This is a genomic window from Reichenbachiella sp. 5M10, from assembly GCF_002742335.1.
In the GTDB taxonomy this organism is placed as follows: Bacteria; Bacteroidota; Bacteroidia; order Cytophagales; family Cyclobacteriaceae; genus Reichenbachiella.
Genome location: NZ_MDGR01000007.1, coordinates 55,218 through 79,391, shown reverse-complemented (window position 1 = coordinate 79,391; position 24,174 = coordinate 55,218). Strand labels below are relative to the sequence as shown.

The 24,174-nt window shown below is 44.7% G+C and carries 23 protein-coding genes; 4 read left to right on the top strand and 19 right to left on the bottom strand.

What is annotated here, in order from left to right; genetic code table 11:
* Positions 1-150: 150 nt before the first annotated feature.
* Together BFP72_RS00410 and BFP72_RS00405 are read right to left on the bottom strand one after the other, a co-directional pair.
* On the bottom strand, positions 151-1,260 hold the full coding sequence (locus BFP72_RS00410; protein ID WP_099597219.1) for an acyltransferase family protein: 1,110 nt from the start codon (positions 1,258-1,260) through the stop codon (positions 151-153).
* Positions 1,261-1,361: 101 nt separating this feature from the next.
* Complete coding sequence (locus tag BFP72_RS00405) at positions 1,362-1,715, bottom strand: hypothetical protein (protein ID WP_099597218.1); 354 nt, start codon at positions 1,713-1,715, stop codon at positions 1,362-1,364.
* A 179-nt stretch (positions 1,716-1,894) separates the two neighbouring features.
* On the opposite strand from BFP72_RS00405, the gene glsA reads away from it, so the two are divergent.
* Positions 1,895-2,914: a glutaminase A gene (glsA, locus tag BFP72_RS00400; RefSeq protein WP_099597217.1), complete on the top strand. Its 1,020-nt coding sequence runs from the start codon at positions 1,895-1,897 to the stop codon at positions 2,912-2,914.
* A 112-nt stretch (positions 2,915-3,026) separates the two neighbouring features.
* The gene (locus tag BFP72_RS00395; RefSeq protein WP_099597216.1) at positions 3,027-4,955 is read left to right on the top strand and encodes a hypothetical protein; all 1,929 of its coding nucleotides are present in this window, start codon (positions 3,027-3,029) and stop codon (positions 4,953-4,955) included.
* Positions 4,956-4,961: 6 nt separating this feature from the next.
* Here the strand turns inward: BFP72_RS00395 and BFP72_RS00390 are convergent, their stop codons facing one another.
* From BFP72_RS00390 to nadA, 3 genes are all read right to left on the bottom strand, one after another.
* Positions 4,962-5,333, bottom strand: a complete 372-nt coding sequence (locus BFP72_RS00390) for a hypothetical protein (protein WP_099597215.1) — start codon at positions 5,331-5,333, stop codon at positions 4,962-4,964.
* 107 nt (positions 5,334-5,440) lie between these two features.
* Positions 5,441-6,997, bottom strand: a complete 1,557-nt coding sequence (nadB, locus tag BFP72_RS00385; protein WP_099597214.1) for an L-aspartate oxidase — start codon at positions 6,995-6,997, stop codon at positions 5,441-5,443.
* Positions 6,998-7,002: 5 nt separating this feature from the next.
* The gene (nadA, locus tag BFP72_RS00380) at positions 7,003-7,962 is read right to left on the bottom strand and encodes a quinolinate synthase NadA (protein ID WP_099597213.1); all 960 of its coding nucleotides are present in this window, start codon (positions 7,960-7,962) and stop codon (positions 7,003-7,005) included.
* 234 nt (positions 7,963-8,196) lie between these two features.
* Here nadA and BFP72_RS00375 point away from each other — a divergent pair, with 234 nt between their 5' ends.
* On the top strand, positions 8,197-9,282 hold the full coding sequence (locus BFP72_RS00375) for an AI-2E family transporter (protein ID WP_099597212.1): 1,086 nt from the start codon (positions 8,197-8,199) through the stop codon (positions 9,280-9,282).
* On the opposite strand, the gene glpX is transcribed toward BFP72_RS00375, so the two are convergent.
* The 13 genes from glpX to BFP72_RS00310 all read right to left on the bottom strand — a co-directional run bounded on the left by glpX (position 9,275) and on the right by BFP72_RS00310 (position 21,477).
* Complete coding sequence (glpX, locus tag BFP72_RS00370) at positions 9,275-10,219, bottom strand: class II fructose-bisphosphatase (RefSeq protein WP_158233210.1); 945 nt, start codon at positions 10,217-10,219, stop codon at positions 9,275-9,277. The two genes, BFP72_RS00375 and glpX, sit on opposite strands and share 8 nt — an antisense overlap.
* Positions 10,220-10,307: 88 nt before the next feature.
* Entirely contained in the window at positions 10,308-11,840 is a 1,533-nt protein-coding gene (locus BFP72_RS00365) for a hypothetical protein (protein WP_099597210.1), read from the bottom strand.
* Positions 11,841-11,852: 12 nt separating this feature from the next.
* On the bottom strand, positions 11,853-14,576 hold the full coding sequence (locus BFP72_RS00360; RefSeq protein WP_255397133.1) for a TonB-dependent receptor: 2,724 nt from the start codon (positions 14,574-14,576) through the stop codon (positions 11,853-11,855).
* 239 nt (positions 14,577-14,815) lie between these two features.
* Positions 14,816-15,142, bottom strand: a complete 327-nt coding sequence (gene gldC / locus BFP72_RS00355) for a gliding motility protein GldC (protein ID WP_099597208.1) — start codon at positions 15,140-15,142, stop codon at positions 14,816-14,818.
* Positions 15,139-16,080 carry a bifunctional riboflavin kinase/FAD synthetase gene (locus BFP72_RS00350; protein WP_099597207.1) on the bottom strand — a complete coding sequence of 314 codons (942 nt, stop codon included), beginning with the start codon at positions 16,078-16,080 and terminating at the stop codon, positions 15,139-15,141. The genes gldC and BFP72_RS00350 overlap by 4 nt, the downstream gene beginning before the upstream one ends.
* A gap of 33 nt (positions 16,081-16,113) precedes the next feature.
* Positions 16,114-16,803 (bottom strand): tRNA pseudouridine(55) synthase TruB, encoded by a 690-nt coding sequence (gene truB, locus BFP72_RS00345; RefSeq protein WP_369823999.1) that lies wholly within the window; start codon positions 16,801-16,803, stop codon positions 16,114-16,116.
* Positions 16,800-17,597, bottom strand: coding sequence for an undecaprenyl-diphosphate phosphatase (locus tag BFP72_RS00340; protein WP_099597206.1), 798 nt, complete (start codon positions 17,595-17,597; stop codon positions 16,800-16,802). Before BFP72_RS00340 ends, truB begins: the two co-directional genes overlap by 4 nt.
* Complete coding sequence (locus tag BFP72_RS00335; protein ID WP_099597205.1) at positions 17,594-17,806, bottom strand: DUF3098 domain-containing protein; 213 nt, start codon at positions 17,804-17,806, stop codon at positions 17,594-17,596. Before BFP72_RS00335 ends, BFP72_RS00340 begins: the two co-directional genes overlap by 4 nt.
* 1 nt (position 17,807) lies before the next feature.
* On the bottom strand, positions 17,808-18,701 hold the full coding sequence (locus BFP72_RS00330) for an ABC transporter permease (RefSeq protein WP_099597204.1): 894 nt from the start codon (positions 18,699-18,701) through the stop codon (positions 17,808-17,810).
* Positions 18,702-18,780: 79 nt separating this feature from the next.
* Positions 18,781-19,677: a hypothetical protein gene (locus tag BFP72_RS00325; RefSeq protein ID WP_099597203.1), complete on the bottom strand. Its 897-nt coding sequence runs from the start codon at positions 19,675-19,677 to the stop codon at positions 18,781-18,783.
* A 1-nt stretch (position 19,678) separates the two neighbouring features.
* Positions 19,679-20,218 (bottom strand): RNA polymerase sigma factor, encoded by a 540-nt coding sequence (locus BFP72_RS00320; RefSeq protein ID WP_099597202.1) that lies wholly within the window; start codon positions 20,216-20,218, stop codon positions 19,679-19,681.
* A gap of 144 nt (positions 20,219-20,362) precedes the next feature.
* Positions 20,363-21,061 (bottom strand): 2'-5' RNA ligase family protein, encoded by a 699-nt coding sequence (locus BFP72_RS00315; protein WP_099597201.1) that lies wholly within the window; start codon positions 21,059-21,061, stop codon positions 20,363-20,365.
* The gene (locus BFP72_RS00310) at positions 21,043-21,477 is read right to left on the bottom strand and encodes a DUF2147 domain-containing protein (RefSeq protein ID WP_099600640.1); all 435 of its coding nucleotides are present in this window, start codon (positions 21,475-21,477) and stop codon (positions 21,043-21,045) included. Before BFP72_RS00310 ends, BFP72_RS00315 begins: the two co-directional genes overlap by 19 nt.
* Before the next feature lie 299 nt (positions 21,478-21,776).
* Here BFP72_RS00310 and gap point away from each other — a divergent pair, with 299 nt between their 5' ends.
* Entirely contained in the window at positions 21,777-22,763 is a 987-nt protein-coding gene (gene gap / locus BFP72_RS00305; protein ID WP_099597200.1) for a type I glyceraldehyde-3-phosphate dehydrogenase, read from the top strand.
* Between the two features lie 212 nt (positions 22,764-22,975).
* On the opposite strand, the gene BFP72_RS00300 is transcribed toward gap, so the two are convergent.
* The gene (locus BFP72_RS00300) at positions 22,976-24,154 is read right to left on the bottom strand and encodes a BamA/TamA family outer membrane protein (protein ID WP_158233209.1); all 1,179 of its coding nucleotides are present in this window, start codon (positions 24,152-24,154) and stop codon (positions 22,976-22,978) included.
* Positions 24,155-24,174 lie beyond the last annotated feature (20 nt).

Genomic DNA, 24,174 nt, shown 5'->3' with positions numbered 1-24,174 from the left:
CATAAAATAATACGTAATAAAATAACAGCTCCAATCATGAATAGAAGGACTAGACATCAGGGCTCATCACGGCACCCACTACAATTCCAACAGCAAAAAACCCAAAGACCTTCGTGATCATTCAGCCCCTAGTAAAAGATCATCTCTGCCCTACACCTTGATATAGATTTTCTTCCGGTCCATCAGATACCCCACGCTCCAATTGACCAACATGAAAACCACTGCAAACACAAAGGAAGCATGCGCTGGGCTCATAAAATGGAGAAAAAAACCGTACACAAACCCCAACACACTCTGCCCGTCGATCTTCACCAAATAAAACACAGTGATCAACACTCCAGACAAAGCATAGATGATCAAGGGATTGCGGCCAAACACTTCAAAAAAATAAGTCCACCTTCGAAAATTTTTGATCTCAATCACAAAGACCAATACAGCCAAAACCATCATATCAAGCCCAGCGGTCAAAAGCACGAAAGAGCTTGACCATATTTTCTTATTGAAAGGGAAAAACAAATCCCACCAAAATCCTGACAGAACCAAGACAGCTCCTGCGATCATTAATTTGGCGATGGCCTCATAAGTATTGCCTCGGGCTCGAATATAGATCCCCGTAAAATACCCCAAAATCACATTGACTACCGCAGGTATCGTGCTGAGAACACCCTCAGGATCGAAAGGACGGCCTTCGCCTGTGTAAAGGTGCGAGTCACCCAAAAGGTAACGGTCGATGGTATTGCCAACAAAACCCGTCAAGCTGTATGGATCTCCTGTGCCCAGGGAATATACCACAACCCAATACCCCAACAACAAACCCACGCTCGTCACAGCCAGCTGCACTCGCGTACAGTAGTGTCCAAGTATCGATGCAATAGCATAGCAAAACGCAATCCGCTGCAATACCCCAGGAATCCGCGTAGTGGCCAATGACCTAAACTCACCCGTCTGAAAATCGAAGAAAGGAAACCAAGACAACAAAAAACCAATCATAAAAATCAAGAAAGTTCTCTTGATTATTTTCTTCCAAAAAACACGGTCACTTTGCTCAGCAAATCGCTCCATGACAAAGGCCATGGCATTGCCTACGGCAAAAAGAAAAGATGGAAAAACCAAATCGGTCAAGGTAAACCCATGCCACGCTGCATGCTGCAAAGGACCGTACTGTACTCCCCATTCACCTGGACTATTCACCACGATCATCAAACATACCGTAGCTCCTCTGAACACATCAAGGGCTAAATATCTAGTGCTTTTTGTCATCTTTAGGAAGCGTATTTGTTGTCTATAGTACAAGATCAAACCTTCAACGATCTCATAAAAATGTAATCGCCAAACCGCACAATTTCTCCGCTCAATGGCAACTATCCTATCAATGCATATGCCGCCTCCAAGGTCTCGACCTCCATTGCTTCGTATCCAGCGGCTACTCCCGTTCGGTTAAACTGCATTTTGGATATTGGATTTTCTGTCACCCGTATGATCTTGGAGGCACCTAGATCAATCACATACTTCTGCGCCTTTTTGATGTCCTCAGTCCCTTGTGGCGAGGCAGGTTTCAACTTTGAGATGTCATTGATTACGACAAACCCACTCTTCAATTTCTTGACCTCTGACATTACAAGCGTCACCCCTGCAGCTATCTCATCATCCGTCAGAAAACCCTCCAGTCTCAAGAGAAGGATGTTGCGGTCTACATCTGCGGCTATTTCGTACATTGTGCGGTGAGTTTTGATCTACTTAAATATATCCATTCCGTACGAATCATTTCAAAACGGGATACACAAAAACACAACAATTAAAAGAACCCCTCCCCATTTTTCTATTTTCACAAATTTTCATGGCAACTATCAAAGAATCCTCTTAACTTCTATCCACCATACTAAGCTATCCACCTATGTACCCTACACGTGACCTTCTGAGCAAATGTCTTTGTGCTTGCCTACTTTGTATACTCATCACCCCTACCTATTCGCAGGTTCATCCTTCCAAACAGCAATTCACCCATGCCATACGGTCTGCCTATATGGAATACAAAGACCTCCAAGAAGGCGCCAATGCAGACTACATCCCCGAACTATCCCGAGTCCCTTCAGAGCTCTTTGGGATATCCATCTGTACGGTAGAGGGTCAAACCTACAGCATTGGAGACGTCGAGGCTCTATTCTCCATTCAGTCGATCAGCAAGGTCTTCACCCTCTCGATGGCCATGCAGGAACTAGGGTACCAAGCCATCGCTGACACGATCGGCGTGAGTGCCACTGGCCGCCCTTTCAATTCTGTCACAGCTATCGAGGACATGCCAGACCGCCCCTCAAACAGCTGCGTCAATGCGGGAGCCCTAGCCACCACTAGCCTCATCTCTGGCAAGAGCATGGAGGACAAATGGGACAAAATCACTGCTGTCTTTGACCAGTTCGCCGCAAGAAAACTAAATATCGATCAAGAAGTATATGAATCAGAAGCAGCCAACAATCAGCACAATCAAGCCATCGCCCAATTGCTCGAATCGTACGGGCGAATCTACAGTGACCCCAAAGAAACAGTAGACCTCTACACCCGACAATGTGCCCTCAGTGTCAACGTCTATGACCTCTCTATCATGAGTGCTACCTTGGCCAATGGCGGCACCAACCCTATCACCCACCAAGAAATAATCTCCCCCGAGCTTATCCCCTATGTTTTGGCAATCATGACTACCGCTGGCCTTTACGAAGAATCTGGCCTCTGGCTCTACCACGTCGGCCTACCTGGCAAAAGTGGTGTAGGTGGAGGAGTCATCGCCATCGTACCCGGGCAATTCAGCATCGCGGCATTCTCTCCTCGTCTCGATGTATCTGGCAATAGTGTCAGAGCGGTCAAAGCCATCACCGCGATCAGTCGAGAATTAAATGTCAATTTATTCTCGACCAAATGAATAAAGTATACGTAACGTATCTTGAACATAATCATTTCAATCACTTATGGATATACTACGGCTTACAATATTTACTTTTGCCTCCACGATCCAACTATAATTCCCGACCGCAATGACGTTTCGCATTCCTTCAAGCAAACTACCTCTCCGGCAGCTCACATTCCTGTTGAGCTGGTTTCTCTTTGTATTTGTATTGGCCCCCATACTCATAGACTACCTGTATCTAGAAGCAACGCCCGCATTTGTCGCAGACCTATTGGCCAAATATCCCGTGGCTACACTTGCGTACGTACATGACCAATGGTTCGACATTGCTATGGCCAGTTCGCTCGCCTTTGCGCTGATTGTTGGCCTTGGCTTTTACCTACGATCCGACTCGTTCGAAGCAAAAGTCTTGGGCAAAACTACTCCGCAAGCACTAGGTGCGATCCGAATGTTGATTTGTCTCATACTCCTCCTCAATGTCCTATGGGAAGATCTGCCGAGCACAGCATATATTCCTAGAGAGATGAGCAAACCCATTGGGATCATGAACCTGTTTATGTTGATCCCTGGTTTCGGTGCTTTTCTCGAAAACCCCGTTTTGTTGCTACTCTTTCAAATGACAACAGCGGTTCTTTTGTTTCTAGGAATGATAGGATTGCACACCAAAAAAGTATTACCGTTTGCAGCCCTCGGGTATCTCATTTTTGCAGGATTGTTTCGCCAATATTCTTGGTTTTACCACACAGGACTGATTCCGCTTTTCACCTTGATTGTCCTCTCGCTATCACCTGCAGCTGACGGATGGTCTGTTGACAATTTTATTAAAATCTGGAGAAGTGGATCAGCCTCAGATACCACGGCCAGTACGCGGTATGCATGGTCACGTTATGCCATCTGGATGGTCATTGCGATTCCATATGTAGGAGCTGGACTTAGCAAGGTTCGAAACGGCGGTCTTCTCTGGTGGGATGCTGTCAATTTCAAACACATCATGTTTTATAGTACTTTGCGTCCGATGGAGTTTGATTTCGAATGGGCACTTTTCTTTGTCAACGCACCAGACTACATCATAGAGGTCATGGCGCTATCTGCGATCCTAGGAGAGATCCTATACGGATCGGTTTTATTCTCCAAACGAGCGCGGATTATTTTACCCGCTACCATGTTCTTGATGCATGTGGGGATATTGTTTTTGCAAAATATCCTATTCTATGACTTGATACTGCTTCAACTGGTGTTTTGGGATTTTACCAAATTTCGACAAGCCATCAGTACACGTCTCAATGCCAAGTACGACCGCTTGCAGTTTGGGTATGACGCTTCCAGCGACTTTTGGCGAAGAACAGTTCTAGTATTGACCAGTATGGATATTTTTGACCGAGTATCTTTTGTCAAAACGCTACGCACCTCAGACAGCCTTCCAAAATCAGATTATCGTGGACAGAAACATACCGGTATCTCGGCTGTACTCTCCATCGCGCATGTACTACCCGCTCTTTGGGTTTTTGTCCCCATATTGTATTTGGGCTCTAAGTTCCCGTCCATACACGCATCACTGGTCCAATACCTATCCCAAAAATACCACAACATCCCCAACACGCAGGCTTTACAACCAACGACATCATGGGCGACCACTCCCAAACTATGCCTAGTGATACTCACAATCCTTGGCGTAAGCTGGGCGTTCAAGCTAGAAGTCTACCCCTTGACCGCTATGCAGATGTTTTCTAGAGTCCGAGACAACGTCGTGCAGTATGAACTGGTCTATGCTGAGTTTGCTTCGGGAGAGCAACAGCGTGCCCCGATAGAAAAGAGTATCGGAGCGATGTCCGATGGCCGCTACCGCCGCGTAATCAAAATGGCTTTTGACGACAAAAAGAAAGTCCGCTGCGAAAAATTCCTTCGATCGTGTACCGACCGCTGGAACGAACGCGTCTCAGAAGAAGAGAAAATAATAGGAATGAAAGTAGAGCAATGGGAATGGGATTTCATTGGAGACAAAGACAACCCCAACCATGGTAGCCTTCTCAACACTGTACATTTTGACTTCCCTTAGATAGCTTCACTTTACTCCTTGGCTGACTTGATAAAGCCATTCTTTGGCATCATCGATGGTTTCGCATAGCTCAGCCTTTCGTCCAGTAAACTTGATAATCGCACGACCAATCAATTTGGTCATAGAAGTCAGCCCTACTGCCGCAGTACCTTTTACATACGGGGCATTCAGCTTTCCCACTTTCTTGATTTCGTCTAGGTACTGACTATTGAAGCGGATACCCTCCACATTGAGCAGAGAGTACACTGAGCCCAAAGGGAATTGACTGACTACTTCAACGGCTTGTTGCAACGTCTGAGTCCCCTCCTCTATCGTCTTGTTGGATAGGTCCGTATATACGATACTTATATCCTTGTAGGAAATAACTTCTACACTCATGCTTAGGTAGTTTAGGTGAATTAATGATTAAGTTAACTTCACTTTCGGCTATCCTGCAAGGTAATCCATCATAAATTGGATCCTGAAGCTATTTTTCCTAGAAAACATTAATCTGTACGATAAAACCCCCCACGGTTTTCATCTCTTTTGAGAGATTGCTCGATGATCAAATACGCTATCGTAACCAAGCTTCTCAACTCCGACAATTGAGGGGACACCTTCGTCTTACGGTAGAGTTCTTCGGTCTCCTCGTGAATCAATCGCAGGCGTTTATGGGCACGATTGAGACGCTCCGACGAACGAATAATCCCGACATAATTGGACATGATAGACTGTACTTCCTTTCGGTTGTGCGTAATCAAAATCAGCTCTTTGGGGTGTGTGGTCCCTTTTTCACTCCACTCAGGTGGAATAGGCAAGTCTCCAATTGTATCAAAAACTTCCATCGATTTGACAAAACTCCTATGTGCATATACGATCGCCTCAAGGAGAGAATTGGACGCCAAACGATTGGCACCATGTAATCCGGTACAAGATGCCTCACCACACACAAACAGATTGCCCACACAAGACTGGCCATAGTGATCTACTTCTACCCCTCCACACAAATAATGCGCTGCAGGCACTACAGGTATCAAGTCCTTGGCCGGATCAATCCCTACCGCCTTACATTTGTTGGTGATGGTAGGAAAGTGCTTTTCAAACTCCTCCATATTCAGATGTGTACAATCCAAATAGACGTACTCATCTCCACTACGCTTCAGTTCGGTATCGATCGCTCGAGACACTATATCTCGAGACGCCAAAGCACCGCGCTCGTCGTATTTCTCCATGAAGGAATCCCCTTGCTTGTCCCTCAGTACCGCACCAAACCCCCGCACAGCTTCAGAGATCAAGAAAGTCTGTCCTTCACGATCGAGCTCATACAATGCCGTGGGATGAAACTGTACAAACTCCATGTGTTTGACCTGCGCTTTGGCGCGATAAGCCATCGCTATCCCGTCTCCCGTAGCGATCTTTGGGTTGGTTGTATTTCGGTATACATGGCCGATTCCCCCGCTTGCTAGCATGGTGATCTTGGCCAGATACGTTTCTATCTGCCTCGTCTCCTCGTTGAGTACGTATGCCCCAAAACAATTTCTCGACTTATTGGTCACTTCCACATCCAAGTGATGCTCAGTAATCAAGTCTACTGCAAAGTGATGCGTCAGCACATCGATATTGGGACATTCATGGATACGCTCCAACAGGGCCCGTTGGATTTCAAACCCAGTGATATCCTTGTGATGCACGATTCGATTGGCTGTATGCCCTCCTTCTTTGCCCAAGTCATATTTTCCCTGCTTGACCTCATCAAATTTCGTTCCCCAAGCGATCAATTCCTTGAGACGTGCAGGAGCTTCCTTGACGACAAACTCTACCACCTCCTCGTCACACAATCCGTCTCCCGCTCGCAAGGTATCCTCGATATGCTGCTGATAGGAGTCCTGCACCTTGTCGAGCACAACCGCCATTCCTCCTTGGGCATAACGAGTATTGGACTCGTCTTCATAGGATTTGGTCGCAATCGCCAATTTTTTATCAGGGCATTCTGTGGCCACTTTTAGGGCGTACGTCAATCCAGCGATCCCGGACCCTATTACCAAATAATCGTATTGTTGCATGAAATTTATTTAGACAATTCAAGCATACGCTCTAGTGGGACAAGCGCTTTCTTTCTGATGTCTTCGGGCACGTCTATTTCTGGAGATTCATTCTTGAGACAAGCATACAGTTTCTCCAAAGTATTCATTTTCATGTAATGACATTCACTACAAGCACAGGTATTGTCATCCTTGGCTGGTGCCGGGATCAATTTCTTATGCGGCACTCTTTTTTGCATTTCATGCAAAATCCCCGCCTCTGTCGCAATGATAAATTCTTCTGAATCATCCTCTTGAACAAACGAAAGGAGCTTTTCGGTAGACCCTACAAATGCCGAAATCCTCAATATGTTTTGTGTAGACTCAGGATGTGCAATAAATTTTGCCTTGGGGTGCTCCTTGTGCAAATCCAATATCTTGTCCATGGCAAAAGCCTCATGCACCATACAAGCTCCATCCCACAACAACAAATCTCGTCCTGTCTGGTGGATCAAATATTCTCCTAAATTGCGGTCAGGCGCACAGATAATCTTTTGGTCCTTTGGAAGAGAATTGATAATATCTACCGCGTTGGAAGAGGTACATATGATATCACTCATTGCCTTGATCTCAGCCGTACAATTGATATAAGTCACCACGATATGATCTGGATGTGCGTCGACAAACTCCTTGAACGGGCCCGGCTGAGCCGAATCCGCCAACGAGCACCCGGCATTGACATCTGGTAAGATCACCTTCTTGTCTGGGTTGATGATTTTGGCAGTCTCTGCCATGAAATGCACTCCCGCAAATACAATGATGTCTGCATCTGTCTCAGCTGCCTTACGAGACAAACCTAAACTGTCCCCAACATAATCCGCCAAATCTTGAATATCTGCCTCCTGATAATAATGCGCAAGCAACACAGCGTTCTTCTCCTTCTTCAGGCGAAGAATCTCATCCATATATTCTCTTCTCGTCTTGGGGGTATCCATCACATGCTCCATAATTCTGTCTGTTGATAAAGCCACATGCTCTATACTACGCAAGCGCAAAAGTAACTGATGGACTATTCAAGACAAAAAAAGCATTTAAGTATGTGCATTTTATATTTTAGTAAAGCACAAAATTTGGTCATATGGACGCACTATGCTTATCTTCAATCCGAATTGTGCAATTCAAGAGTTTGTACAACCTTCCAAAAAATAAATTTACTTTCTGTAGTTACTGATCGTGTATAGATGAACGCCCCTCTAGAAAACCCAAACCAAAACATAGCTCGATTCACCTACATTTTAGTTTCCCTAATTGCCGCCGTTACGATCTTGGTCTATACCGAGGAGTATGTCGTCCCCTTCGTCATAGCCTTGATCATTTGGTTCATCATCCACGAACTTAGAGAAAACCTACAATGGATCCCTTGGGTCAGAAAAAACGTCCCTATATGGCTTCAAAGTGTCATAGCCTTCATCATCATTACTCTGGTCATCACGGCTATTGGCCAACTGGTATACTACAATTCGTCCACCCTATACCAAAATCTAGATCAATACCAGTCCAATTTCCAAGTCATCTTACTCCAACTCAACGAGGTATTTGGGATGGATGTCGCCAGCAAAATCAACCAATACACATCCAATTTTGATGTGGATGCATTTGCAGCCTCCATGCTCAACACCACGACGACTCTCTTTGGAGACGTCTTCCTGATCTTGATTTATGTTATCTTTCTCCTTATCGAAGAAACCATCTTCCCATACAAACTCAAGGCCTTTTACCCCAACGAAGAAGAACAAGAAAAAAAACAAGACCTGTTTTACAAAATGGATCAAAACATAGGAAGATATCTCCGACTGAAAACCCTAGTCAGTTTCATGACTGCTGCTTTGAGCTATGCAGCACTTCTTATTTTTGGAGTAGAAGCGGCACTTTTTTGGGCGCTGGTCATCTTCGTACTCAACTTCATCCCAACAGTTGGATCACTCATTGCGACCGTATTTCCAGCAGTATTTGCTGTGTTGCAGATGGCTGAGCTCGCCCCCTTTGTCTACATCATGCTTTCTGTAGGAGCCGTCCAAGTCATCATCGGCAATGTCGTCGAGCCCAAAATGATGGGTACCTCTCTCAACATGAGTTCATTAGTGGTCGTTCTTTCATTGACGATTTGGGGCGGAATATGGGGCATCACCGGAATGATCCTAAGTGTACCGATCACCGTGATGATGATTATCGTATTCGAAGAGATTCCTAGTTTACGTTTCATTGCCGTCGCCTTGTCGGAAAAAGGAGAACTATCCGAAGCCCCCAAAAGAAAGCCCATCAAATAGTCGATACCACTGTTATTTTCTCTACTTGCCCGAGCGCCGGACCTATGGTCATACATTCGGTCTGCATCACCTCTCCTTCACGAGCCAACCCCGCCAACACTGGGCCTGAGGTTACACCCGCCGCTGCAAACACTGCCCAGTCACTCAAGACCAAATCATCTAGTCGCAGGACACGCGCAAGGTCTACCCCTTCATTTCGCAGGGCGATTTCTTCCTCCGGTTTCTGAGGAGCAAGCCTTCCTTGCATTTCTCCTCCCATGGCCTTTACCGCAGCGGCAGTGATCACCGCTTCGGGGGCACCTCCTATCCCCATCAGCACATCTATCTGTGTGCCTGGCAATAGTGCCAAAATCGACCCTATCACATCTCCTTCCTCATGCAAATATACCTTGGCGCCACAGGATTTGATATCTTCAATCAATTCGTGATGCCGGGGTTTATCCAAGACATACACGCCTACCTCACCAATAGGCTTTTCTAGCTTTGCTGCGATAGCCTCTAGATTCTCTTTCGCGGATTTCTTGATATCAATGGCTCCTTTGGCTTGAGCCCCTACGACCAACTTATCCATATAATAAGCACTCCCCGAATCCCAAAAACGACCCCTCTTGGTCGCAGCGATTACAGTGATTGCATTGGGTTTACCTTCGGCCATCAAACGAGTACCTTCTACTGGGTCCACAGCGATATCTACCATCAACCCTTTGCCATTTCCCAATTTCTCTCCGACATATAGCATCGGGGCCTCATCCTTTTCCCCCTCCCCTACGCGCACCACTGCATCCAAGTCGAGCCCGTCAAAAGCCTGGCGCATAGCATCGACAGCCGCTTGATCCCCCTCTTCTTTCTCTCCAGTACCAATGTGGTCTATCGTAGCAAAGGCCGCCTTGGCTGCCACCGTTCTTAAAATTTCCTTTAGTCCGATCAAATCTTCCATACAGTCAAAACTATACATCCTTGTGAAAAGAAAAAACCCCGATGTAGGTAAACTACATCGGGGTTTTCACTATAGCTTATCCCTCGTCTTACTGCTGAAACGGTGAAGCATTGAAGTCCATCACATTGAGTTTGGGAATATCCACTTGAAACTCAGCTTCCAGCACATCCAAAATAGAATTGGTCATGATCGCATGCCCTCTTGGATTGGGGTGTATACCATCATTCGAAAAAATACCATTTGGAGTAAAATCAGGTGCAAGCACAAACCCTCCCGTTTCTGCAGACGAATAACCGCCATTCACCGCTATACCCAAGAGCAATGAATAAGCGTCAAACAAAACGATGCGGTTTTGAGTAGCCGCAACTGCCGCAATAGTCGTATTGATGGCTGTGAGGTTTGTACCAATTTTTGCCAATTCATCGGTGCGCAAGGAGTATTCATCTGCTAGTGGCACACCTACTCCAATGACAGAGGTTGGATCATTAGGATCTGCCAGCGTACCAAGAATCGTACTAGCCGCCAAGAGTACCAATTCCCCGTCTTGCAATTGTCTGTATTTAGGAATAGGGATCGCTCCACCAGACATAGTCTCTACATCCGTGAGCGTCGGATCCTCAATCACAATGGCATTCGCTCCTAACGCAAATGAAATCGTACGCAACTCTGCCTCATCCTCATCGATGATATGATTGGCCAAAGCGGCTTGAACCCCAGCATTGTATTGAGCATAAGCCGCATTGGTAGCGTCTACAGTAGCCTGATCCGTCATTGGGATGGCGTTGTATGGGACTGCCTGAAAGTGTGGCAAAGCCAACACATTAGGCACATTGACAATCACTCCATTGGCAGTAGTAGCAGCCATCAAATTGTCAACAATCGTGTTGATATACGAATCCACATCGGCAGGATCCGTGAGAATCGCCTCATTCGTACCTCCACTTGCAGCGTACCCGAGTACGTCATTGCCTCCAGCCCATAGTGTAAAGAACGTCGGCTGACGTGCGATCGCATCTCCCAAAATCGTAGAAGACCCCGGGTCTGATGCAAAGCGTGCATACAGTGGGTTATAAGCAGGATTTCCAGTGGCAGGCCCTCCAGTCAAAGGAGTTAAAATCTGAGCCGTCTGAATCCCAGGTACACCAAAGTTGTTGAGTGTAGATTTGTCCCCTGTATACGCAGTAGGAACCTCTCCCTCTGTCAAGACAAGACCTGCATCTCCCAATGCTCCATCATTGTTCAGGTCCAGGTCCAAGACATACTTGCCATAGATCGTCCCATCAGTTCCTACACTTGAGTACCCGTTGGCTGACTCGATGCTCGGTAGGTTAAACTCCCCACCACCTACTCCATCTACCTGAAACCTCTCGCCCAACATAGCAGCAAACGAGTTGTTTTGGCTATGTGTATACAAAGCCGCATCCATCGTCCCTCCCGTTATAGACGCTCCAATCGACACATACGTCGAAAAATCCAACACTCCTGGAGTTCCCGTTTCTGTAACATCCGGAATATCGGGATTATTTTCCAAGCGCTCATCAATCAATTTATCCTCCTCATCACAACCAAAAGCAATGAAAGAAAATGCCAAAAGAGCTATATATAATTTTGTACTTTTCATCTTCTTCTAATTTTAGTTCAAGAATTGGTCAAATGTAATAGACACATAGTATATGCCACCCATTCTTGGGTTTCCAATACCCGTAGTGTACCTCTTGTTTAGGACATTACTCCCTCCCAATTTCACGACAGACTTGAGGCTTGATATTTTGTAGCTCACTTGCGCATCCAAAGTACCAAAAGCAGGAATCACCGCTGTCCCAAAAGAAGAATCCCACAAAAAGGCTTCTTGCCATCTCCACTTGACGTTGAAGCCGACATTGTCTATAACGTTTCGGTTGCTCAAACCAATGTTGTAGGTATACTCAGGCGTATTGTATGCTGCTCGAAAGCCTTGGTCTTTCAATGCTTTGTCATCTAACAACTTGTTGTACGCAACATTTCCTGACAGTTTGTACCCCTTGCCCAAGAAGTAATCAGCCTGAAGCCCCCAGCCTTGTGACTTGATCGTTCCTTCGGCATTCACGTCAAACCCATACTCCTGGGTAGCCACCGTACCTTGCATAATCGCTGCTTTGCCTGCATCAGAATCTGGATCAAAAGGAGCAGGATCGTTTCTCAAACCATTGGGTACAGCCTGCACAAAAGTGATCTCAGCAATGAAATCATCATAGCTACTGTGATAGTAATAAGCATCAATCATCAACTTGTCATTCAAAAACAAGCCTCTATAACCTAACTCAAACGTGCTGATTTTCTCCGTGGTGAAATCATCAAAAACCTGTGTCGCAACTTTCAGCGAATCAATGCTTCCACTGGCACGTGCTGCGGCCAAACTCTCCGTAGAGTACACTGTATTGGTACGGAAACGATATCTGTCTATCAACATTTGATTGCTTCCGATCAATCGTCTTGTCTGTACATCCAAATCGATGAACTGATCCTGGGTCGTTGGGATTCTAAACCCACGCTGAAATGATCCTCTGAAATTATGATTTTGAGCAACCGTTCCTACCAAAGAAACCCTCGGAGAAAATTGCCCGTCAAAATTCTCATTCTTATCATATCTACCAGAAGCCTGCACTTTTAGCCTATCATTAAAAAATGCCTTTGAAACCTGTAGGTAAGCACCGTACTCACCGTACGACATTTCATTGCCATCGTCATCTAGGGCAAACAATGTCCCTCCCGAATTGAGGTTATACATTCTGTAATTTGCACCTGCCACGATCTCAGCAAAATCGATCAAATGTGAAAAATTGTAACTGGCCTCAAAGTGATTCATACTGGATGCATCTTTGAATTTTGCTCCCCCATCGAAAATTGAAATTTTTCTCAACGAATCCATCCCCACCTGCCACTGTTCAGTACCTGGAGCATAGGCTTGCTGCAAATTGTCCGCATACTGTCGAGCTGCATCATGTGCTTGATCGATTGTAGCTCCCTGACCCCGTGCACCCAAAAAACCCAAAGTGTAGTCTGGAACATACTTGTTCTGATTGATGAGTGATGCTACGGTGTTAGCCGCATAAGTGTCCCCTGAGTCTTCTTGTGTCGTATAGGCTCTGATATAGAAATTAGGACTTCTCAATTCCAACTTAGCCGTCCAAATCGAAAAATTATCCAACACAAAACGATCATTGGCTGTGTACACCGTACTACCAGACCCATAATTGACTTGCCCAAATATTTCCAAGTCATCAGTAATTCGATAGTGCAGCGCTCCCCCTATTTTGAAACTCTCGGTCGTATTGTCTGTAAATGATGACTCGGTATACCCTGTCGGGGAAAAAGCGCCATCGGGTCCCGTTGGCAACTGCCCCGCTACGGCTCCATAGGCGGGATCTAACCTCGGAATAAGCCCCAAGTTGAAACCAAAATCACCATAGGTGTTGACACCATCGTATGTTCTATTGTTTTCTCTGGTTCGACCCGGTGTCTCTACTGCATAGCCAGCACCTTCTCCGTTCGTATTGCTACTTTGGTCACGGTAATCAACCCCTCTAAAATCATTGGCTCTCAAATATGACGCAGTGACTTTGAATGCCCATCTATTATTGATGGCCTTGGCATACCTCAAACCATAGTCCTGATAAAGGGAAGGGTCATCATCCTCTCCATCCACGTGGTTTACACCCAACTTGGTATATGCACTCAAGCCTTGGTAATCAAAGGGACTTTTGCTCGTCATGAGCAATACTCCGTTGAGGGCATTGGGTCCATAGAGTGCCGATGCAGCTCCTGGTATCATCTCTGCACTCTCCAAGTCGAGATCATTGATCCCAACGATATTTCCTACTGCAAAATTGAGGCCCGGCGCAACATTGTCGATCCCATCGATTAGTTGTACAAAACGGTTGTTTCCATTCGCTCCAAATCCTCGTGTGTTGATCGATTTGAAAGTGATACTCTGCGCACTCATGTCGACCCCTTTAAAATTGATCAACGCATCATAGAAACTCGTGGAAGCAGTCTCTTTGATATCCAGTACGTCCATTTTCTCTATCGAAACGGGAGATTGCATCACGGACTCCTCTACTCTAGATGCTGAGATCACTACTTCTTGCCCCATGATGGCTGTCTCCGCTAGAGTCACTTCCAATCCCTCTACGCTAGCTTCTGTGATTTCCACTTCGACGGAAGTATACCCCACCATCGAAAACACCAAAACCAGTGGCGGGTCCGACTTGACGGCTAAATTAAAATTGCCATCAGTCCCTGAGATGGTTCCTACCACCTTATCCTTTACCACGATGCTCACACCGAGCAAGGGTTCGTTGGATTCGCTGTCTTTCACGCTTCCAGAAATATTAGTTTGGGCTAATGAATCTAAACTAATAAATACTGCACACGCTACTACAAGCAAAAATTGCTTTGTAAATAGTCTTATCATATCATGTGTATTAAGTGTTCAATACTGATTATAAATAGTAATTGAATGGTATAATCAGTCTCTAATAATAGTAAAAATTGCTGTACTATTCTTTCTCTCTTCCTTAATTTAAAAGAAAAACACGAATAAAGTAGGCCTGCATACTATTTTTGATTGAGATACTCCACGAGTTTCTCACAGAGGTTGGCAATTTCGCTCGACATGAACTCATCACCTGTCGAATTGAGCAGCGTATTGGAAGCACTTCCGAGCATATTGACATAAAACATTTTCATGGCGTCTGTGTTCATATCCTTGGTCCATAGATCGAGATTCAACGTGTCCTTTTTCTCATCATCCCAAAAGGAAAGTGATACAGCCTTTGCAGCTTGGAGTGCTCCTTGCAAATTGTCCTCCGCTGACCATTCTATCTTTTCTGGCACATTATTTTCATCCAGAGTTACATCTACACTTATCTTCGATTTTCTCATTTTTTTACTTCTATTTTTAATGCTGATAAACTGTTCTTTTGATCTTCAAGCAACTGTATTTTGAGTGCTTCTAACGAATCAAACCGCTGTTCATCTCTCAATCGCTTGATGAATGACACGGTCATTTCTTCTCCATATATATCTTCTTTGAAATCAAACAGGTGTGCTTCAATCACTCGACTCACTCCTTCCACGGTTGGCCGAAAGCCAATATTGAGCATGGCTCCCTTTTCTTCTCCACGTACGGATACTGTAGCAGCATACACGCCATCTTTGGGCACGACTTTGTAAGCCGCCTGTAGTCTGAGATTGGCTGTTGGGAAACCCAATTCGGTCCCAATCCTCTTGCCTGCAACAACAGTACCTGTCAAGCTATATGGTCTACCCATAAATTCTTGTGCCAGATGAACATCCCCTTCCAACAATGCCTTGCGTATTTTCGTAGAACTCACTCCCACATCCTCTATATCCTGCCGAGGAATTTCCTCCACCTCAAAATGAAAGCGTTTACAGTTTTCTTTGAGGTACTCGAAACTACCTTCTCTGTTTTTCCCAAACTTGTGATCATACCCTATCACCAGTTTTTTAGTCCCAATTTTATCTACCAATACGTCCTGGATAAAACGCTCCGAACTCAACTGAGAAAATGCCTTTGTAAATTCAATTCTTATCAAATAATCAATCCCCACCTTTTCCAAAATTGCAGCTTTCTCCTCGAAAGTTGTAAGCAGTTTGAGAGAGGTATCGTCTGGAAAAAGCACAAAACGTGGATGAGGCCAAAAAGTCAATACAGCACTTTTACCCCCTTGTTCTTTGGCCAATCTCACGATCTTCTTTAGGATTTTTTGATGCCCAACATGTACCCCGTCAAAGGTACCACTGGTCACAATGGCATGAGGTATAGCATAGAGCTGATCGATTCCGTCAAGTATGATCATCGAAAATAGGGGTTCAAAAACAAAGACACAAAGCTAATCCCTTTGTAAACTATCGATAAATTCTTCTAAATTATAAGCGTCCTCAATTTTGTACTGGCCGATAGCTGTACGACGCAACGAAGACATGTATGCACCACAACCTAGTGCCTCACCAAGGTCTCTCACTAGACTTCTGATGTAGGTCCCCTTGGAGCAATGAATCTCGAATGTGACCTCTGGCATGTTGGATATATCCATTACAAACTTCGATACCACTACAGGTCTAGGATCTAATTTTGCTTCTTCCTTTCTACGTGCAATCTTGTATGCTCGCTGGCCATCCACCTTGATCGCACTATATATGGGGGGTACTTGCATGATTGGTCCAGTCAGTTTCTTGGCCTCTGCCTCAATTTGCTCTGCCGTGATCTTCGAATAGTCACCTTCAGAATCAAATTCCGTCTCTAAATCTACAGATGGGGTTGTCTTACCCAACACCAAGGTCCCGGTATACTCCTTCCCCAAATCCTGAAACTCATTGATTTTTTTAGTGGCTTTGCCAGCGCATACGATCAGCAACCCAGTCGCCAAAGGGTCCAACGTCCCCGCATGACCAACCTTCTTAATTTTTAGTTTGTTTCGGACCTTCTTGACCACATCAAATGAAGTCCATTCGTAGGGTTTGTCCAACAAGAAGACCTCTCCCTTTTCAAAATCTAGCGATGATACCTTTATTTCGTTCAAAACAACAAACTTCCAATGACTGCCAATGACCCTACTATTCCACAATAGATTGCAAAATAGATCAACTTCCCACGCTTAACTATAGCTAACATCCACCGACAAGCCAACAAGCCAGAAACAAAAGCGGCTACAAAGCCTACTACCAAACTAAGAACCGGCAGGTTAGTAACCAACTCCGGTGCTTCGACCAGATCTTTGGTCTTGAGCAGCATCGCACCAATGATTGGAGGCAATACCATCAAAAAAGAAAAACGAGCTGCCTTCTCCTTATTCACTCCCAAGAGCAGGGCTGTCGATATCGTCGATCCTGAGCGAGAGATCCCTGGCAGGATCGCCACAGCTTGTGCCAAACCAATGATGATGGCACTTTTGAAGGTTACCGAACCTTCGTGCTTTTTATTGAAATAGGTAAAGGCAAGCAAAGCAGCTGTCACTAACAGCATACAGCCTACCAATAGAATTTTCCCTCCAAACAATGCCTCCACTTGATCTTCGAACAATACGCCCACAAGTCCTACAGGAACCATAGATAGTACGATCATAGATGCATACTTCGTTTCTTCATTCCATTCAAACTTCAATACCCCCTGTATTAGTTCGAGGATATCCTTTCGGAAAACAACAATAGTACTCAGTGCAGTTGCCCCATGAACCAATATCGAAAAAAGTAAGTTGTCTTCGGATTGCACATTGAGAAAATAACTCCCCAACTCCAAATGACCACTACTACTGACAGGCAAAAACTCCGTCAATCCTTGAATTATTCCAAGGATCAATGCTTCTAATGTACTCATTGGTTGGGCTTGGCCTTGTAAAGAATAGCGACAAATTCAATGACAAACCCAGAGATCACCACTATGGGCCCAAGCGTCAAGCCAAGGAAGCCGAAACCGTACGGCTCTGTATCCAAGGTCATGATAAAAAAACCTAAAGTAAGAACACATACCCCCACAATCATGATGATGTAGTTGATTTTGGAAAATGCTAGTTTGTTGTTGCTCATATCAATATAGTTCGTCTAGCGACATTTTCATGTATTTTTTGATGGCTGCAAATGTACTCATAAAACCCACAAGTAGCCCTACCAAGAGCAAGGAGCCCCCTAGAATGAGTAATTGCTCCAAATGCAATAACTCCATCATTCCTTCTACTTCGCTTGACACCAGCTGTAGTAGCCCCCACAATAACGCTGAGGCGAGCACTCCAGATGTAAGACCAAACATAGACGCTCGCGACAAAAATGGTTTTCGAATAAAAGAGGACGTCGCTCCGACCAACTGCATGCTTCGGATAAGGAAACGCTGTGAGAATAGCGCTAGCTTGATGGTGTTGTTAATCAAAATGACCACAGTAAAGAGTAAGATAACCGTGAAGCCAATCAATACATAGCTAATCTTCTTTACGTTCTTATTGATGCTGTGCACGAGATTCTCAATATAGGTCACTTCATAAACCCCCCGAATAAATCCAATTTCCTTCTTGATCTCCGCCAAATTTTCTGTGGCTTGGAAGTCTGGACTGATTTTGACCGTAATCACATCTCGCAGAGGGTTGTCTCCTAAGAACTCCACAAAATCCTCCCCGGTCTCGGCTATGAAAGTCTCTGCCGCTTCTTCCTTCGTGATCAATGCGAGCTGCGGTACTCCCGCCTTCTTGTTGACATAATCCTTACTTGACAAGATTTTGGTAATCTTGACCACCTCATTTTCGCTGAGGTTCTTTTGCAAAAACACCTGCACCTCTATATTCTCTTGGATGAGTTGGGTGAGGTTTTGAGTAGTGATGATCAGTAGACCAAACAGCCCCATTACAAAAAGTGCCAACGTCACACTAAACACGACACTCGCCAAAGGGTAACTCCCTAGCTTCTTTTTTCTATATTTCTTGTCCTTCGCCATTCTGAAAAATCAAAAATAGGTGCATTCCTTGAAATTACTTTCAATTCTGTGACTTTTCGAACATAAGGCAAGGATTTGACTACAGATTGTTGCTTTTGATCACGTCTAGCTCATTGATGAGCTTTTTGTTTTCTATTCTCGCAAGTGGAGTGACGAGAGCTGCATCCTTGTTCAAGCTATAAAACTGACCATCATAATAGAAGAACAATTTTTTCGCACCTGGCGTGTTGATTTCTATGATTTCATAGGGAGACTCGTCAAACTTGCCATAGAGATACAAGCGATTGTCCTCCATGCGGTAATGGAAATTATACTTACGAGAAGCGATGGTTTGGATGTTGATCTTTTCCATTTTGGAAACAGAGGGAACTTCATCGATCCGCTGTGGACTCTCTAGGGTCACCACTGGCCAACTGACAAATTCATCCTGTTGATAGCCCGCATCAATCTCCGGGACTTCAAAACTAATCTCCTTTGTTACAGCTTCTTCTGTTACTTTCGTTTCCTCAAGTACAGTAGACATTTTTTCTATCACAGGTAACACTACCTCTTGATATTCATAGCGATAGTTCAACTCTAGCGCATCATGTGCAGCAAGACCACTAGTGATGGTGTATTCACTCTTGTGCTGCAAAGTTTGGAGGTGATACTCCATAGCTGTCTCTTCATCAAAATACATGTACGCCCCTACACTTACCGCTAGTCCAGTCACCGCATACAAAGCAGGCTTAAAAACCGCGCTTTGTAGCAAAGTTCCAATGAGGGTGGTTTCTACAGCCACATTGTCGAGTCTAGTTTTGAGCTCTGCAATACGCTGAGCCTTGAGACTATCTATGATGCTACTTTGGTGTTCAAACTCAGCCTTGAGCATAGGGTCGCTTTCCACTCTGCCTTCAAAGACCAGTCGGTCAGCTCCCTTCATTTCTCCACTGAAGTACGCTTCTAATTGTTCGCTATATTCGCTTTTGATCGACATACTAATCTAAAAAATCGCTCGCCGTATAATTCCTCTTAATCATCAAGTCGAGCTTCTTTTTGCATTTATATTTTTTAGTTTTTGCGGTATCCGTATTAGCAAAATCCAGCTTCTCAGCTATATCCTGCATCGACAATCCGTCAAAATAGTGGTATGTTAATATTTTTCTACAAGTCTCTCCGAGTTGGTTGATACAGTCATTGACGATTCGAGCTTTCTCTAATTTTTCATAATCCTGAAAAGTCGATTCCTCCACCATCTCTCCTGAGTTGCGGCTTTTTCGATCCAATTCCTTCCTCCATAGGTTCAGACAGATACTATATATATATGTACTGATCTTGGATGTCAACACCAAACTGCCAGAAATCGCTTTCTGCCAAAACACAAGCAAAGCATCCTGAAACACATCTTTGGCCTCATCTTCCGTACCACTATTATTCAAGACGATTCTTGTCATCATCTTATAGTACTTCTTATAGAGGTAGTCCAAAGCTGCCTCATCGCCTCTGCTCACCCGTTCCAATATTTCGTGATCCTTCATTGGATTAAAAAGCCCTTGCTTTTATTTAGATACTACAACAAGATAAAATGTAACCCTTTTGGGGTAAAAATGGTGGATTTCCTCAATTTAAATCAAAACCCATGCTTTTCCAAGGCAAGTCCCCCCTCCCTCTTGGTGATAGGTCTAGTCCAGCTGAAAAGAATAAATGACGTCCGTTTTTGCAGGAGAGTGATACCAATCATTAACCACTAGCTCTAAGTGTGTCACCGAACTTTGGCCAAACTCCAATGCTCTATGTGTCGTCAGCAACTCTCTCAGTTCTTCCACTTGTTGGATTTCTTGGCGATAACGCATAATTGTCGAGTGTGCCGAATCAATCTTGTAGCGTACATCTAGCGTTTGGAACACCCCCGCTTCTTGAATCGTAGACCGCACACTCTCACGAAGTGCGGCCAACCCAGCATCTGGATGCCCTTGAATCAGCACACCAACACTCCCCAAAGTCACTCCTTGGAATGCAATTTCAAAGGTGTCCACCCCCTGTATTGCTCGGTCTATCAAATCAACATACTGAGCCAATAGTCCGGAATCAAACCGTTCATACTCTGCAGAACATGAAACGATGGAAAGCCCCGTGACATGGATCGACTCCTCTGGATAGTGGTATTGCTCTGGCGCGACCTTCATCAGCAGGCGCTGAAATGCAACCACCTTTCTCAACACTTCTGCAGAGGGCCGTATACGGAGAGTAATCCCGGTACGACGATCGGTTTGAGAACGCAAGAATGAATCTACCTCCACCTGTCCTAGATTCCACACGTTTTCCTCCCACATCTTCTCATAGCGCGTCTCCAACTCTTGACTCATTCGTGCCTCTTCCATGTCTGTGTGCGGTACAAAAATGCAATGTACCCCCTCACTTGCAATGTCCCATCTTCTATCCACAATTTACAATCATACACTTTGCCATTGGCTGGATCGAGAATTGTACCGTCTTCGAACTCATCTCCATCTTGCTCTAGATCACGAATGATATCCATCCCAATGACTCGCTGCTGATATCGATCATCCTGAGGATCACACTCTTTACAGACAGGATCAGGGTCTTCACCCTCTCCTCTAAAGAGCTTGAGCACTTTACCGAAGTATTTGCCCTCTACCTCATATATCTCCACCACTGATTTGGGTTTGCCCGTTTCGTCATCGATGGTTTTCCAACGGCCAACGATAGAAGCTTGTCCGAATGCGACACCACTCATCCCTACCAGTAGAGCAGTCACTGTTAGTATTCTTTTCATTTCTGACATACGCTATAAATTTAATCCGTGTTTGCAACACGAAGATCAACAATTCCGTCTCACCACTCATCGACAAACACATCCAAAAATTACAAAATTGGGTGTAAACAGACGCGCCCTTCTCTATTTTTTAAATACCCTCAATAAAATACCTCATTCTTTTGGAACTATTCAACGTATCATAAGGTTTACTGATTGAAATCACAAAACAATAACGTATGCTTTAAGCATAAATGTTTGATTTAGTGGTTCACTCTATTAGATTTGCCAAAAAATTTCAAACACTAAATAATTGATCAATGATTAAAGTTGCTATCAACGGATTTGGACGAATCGGAAGGTTGGCGTTCCAAGCATTATTGAAGAAAGAGAATGTAGAAGTTGTTGCGATCAACGACCTTACAGATACTAAGACTCTTGCTCACTTGTTGAAGTATGATTCGACTCAAGGTAAATTCGACGGGACAGTTGAAGCTGCTGCAGATGGAATCATTGTCAACGGGAAGAAAATCGGTATCACTGCTGAGATGGATCCAGCTCAATTGCCATGGGGTAAATTGGGAATCGACGTGGTACTAGAATCTACAGGTAGATTCGTAGATGAAGCGGGTGCTGGAAAGCATTTGACTGCTGGTGCGAAGAAAGTTGTCATCTCCGCTCCTGCTAAAGGGAACATCCCTACAGTTGTATTGGGAGTAAATGAAGACACATTGACTGGTGAGGAAACAATCATGTCAAATGCATCTTGTACTACCAACTGTCTCGCTCCTATCGCGAAAGTATTGCACGACAACTTCGGTCTAGAGCAAGGCTTCATCACTACAATCCACGCATACACTGCGGATCAAAGATTGCAAGATGCTCCTCACGCTGACTTGAGAAGATCTAGAGCTGCTGCTATCAACATGGTACCTACTTCTACTGGAGCTGCTAAAGCTGTAGGATTGGTTCTACCAGAACTGAACGGTAAATTGGACGGTAACTCTATGAGAGTACCAACTCCTACAGGATCTATTACTGACCTAGTAGCTACACTATCTAGAGAAGTAACTGTAGAAGAAATCAATGCCGCAATGAAAGCTGCTGCTGAAGGTCCAATGAAAGGTATCTTGAAATACACTGAAGATCCTATCGTATCTTCTGACATCGTAGGTGATCCACACTCATCTATATTCGATGCAGGTATCACTTCTGCCAACGGAAAAATGGTGAAAGTTGCGTCTTGGTACGATAACGAAGCAGGATACTCTAACAGAGCTGCTGATTTGATCGCCAAGATTGGATAAGGTTCTCTCAAGAGACAAACAATATTGAAACCCTGGCAGTAGTCAGGGTTTTTTTATACCCTATCGAAAAACCTCAATCGCCAAATTGAGACTGACACTATGACTGGAAAGTCAAAAGCGTTTCATCGTTACGAAGCATTCATCGGAAAAAGAAACAGCCCAGACTGTGGCATAAATCACTATCCTCTTAAACACCATTCCAGACTCGAGTTTTAGAATGATTCGGTAAAACCAACCACGAATGCCTTGGCATTTTGCTCTCCCCAACCGAAATCAAGCCGAAGATTAGCGCGATTTTTACTATCTACCATGATACGCAGACCCGCGCCCCCACTGTACCAAAGATCGTCCAGAGTCATGCTTTTATAATCTGGTGCTACACGTCCCGCTCCTGCGAAAGCCACAATCCCAAAAATCTTCCATATCGGCATACGGTATTCTACCTGTACATCGGCAATGGCCTTGTCTCGAATAGCTCCTTCGTAGTAGCCTCTCATACGCTCTGACCCTCCAAGTAGAGCCAACGAATAAAAGGGTACTTCTCCAGTATTGAGCTGTGTGTAGGCCTGAAACCCAATCACATGCTCGTACCATGGATTGATGAACTTTCGCATATCCAAAGTAAACGAGCCATAATCAAAATCGCTTCCCAGATAGCCCCCGAAGTACTTGTAACTCGACATGACATAACTCCCCGTTCGGCTGTTGTATCGGTGGTCACGAGTATCATAGATGACCGCAGGACCTACACCTGAGATAGCCCCACCTTCATACCCCGGCACTTCGTTTTGCACCAGGTAGCTGCTACTATCCTTCTCTACTTCATAATAATCTCTAAACTCTTGCGCCACTCCAACATACACCGTCTTGGGTTCGTTGATAGTAAATAGAGCGGAATTGACAAAATTCAGACTCTTGGTAGAGATCTCCTCGAGTCCAGCGCGAGTCACGTCATTGCCAATCCCCAAGAAAAACTGTGGAAAATCGATATAACTTGCCTCGCCTTGAAGGACTACCCGGTCTTCATTCAGATACACTCTGCTACCGAGCACAAATTTGATTTGACCTACTGAAGAAGCAGATGCTAACGCACTAAAACTTGACGCGGTACTGACAGTATCCCCCCTGACGATATTGATCAGGTTGTACTTGACCAAACCGTAAACTTGTCCCGTCTCTTGCGAATACGAATAAATCGGGAACGGAATGAACTGAAACAGTACCTCAGCTTTTTTGTTGAAGGCATCAAACTTCGACACTCCTGGGCTCTCACTCGTCAGTGTATCTGCAGCTTGTTGTTGGCTTCTATCTTGAGCAAGAGTAGTGGTGGAAAGAGACAGCGACAAAGAGAAAAGAGCAATTATAAGCAGGCTCCCAAGGTGGTTTTTCATGATCATTTTTTTTCGAGATA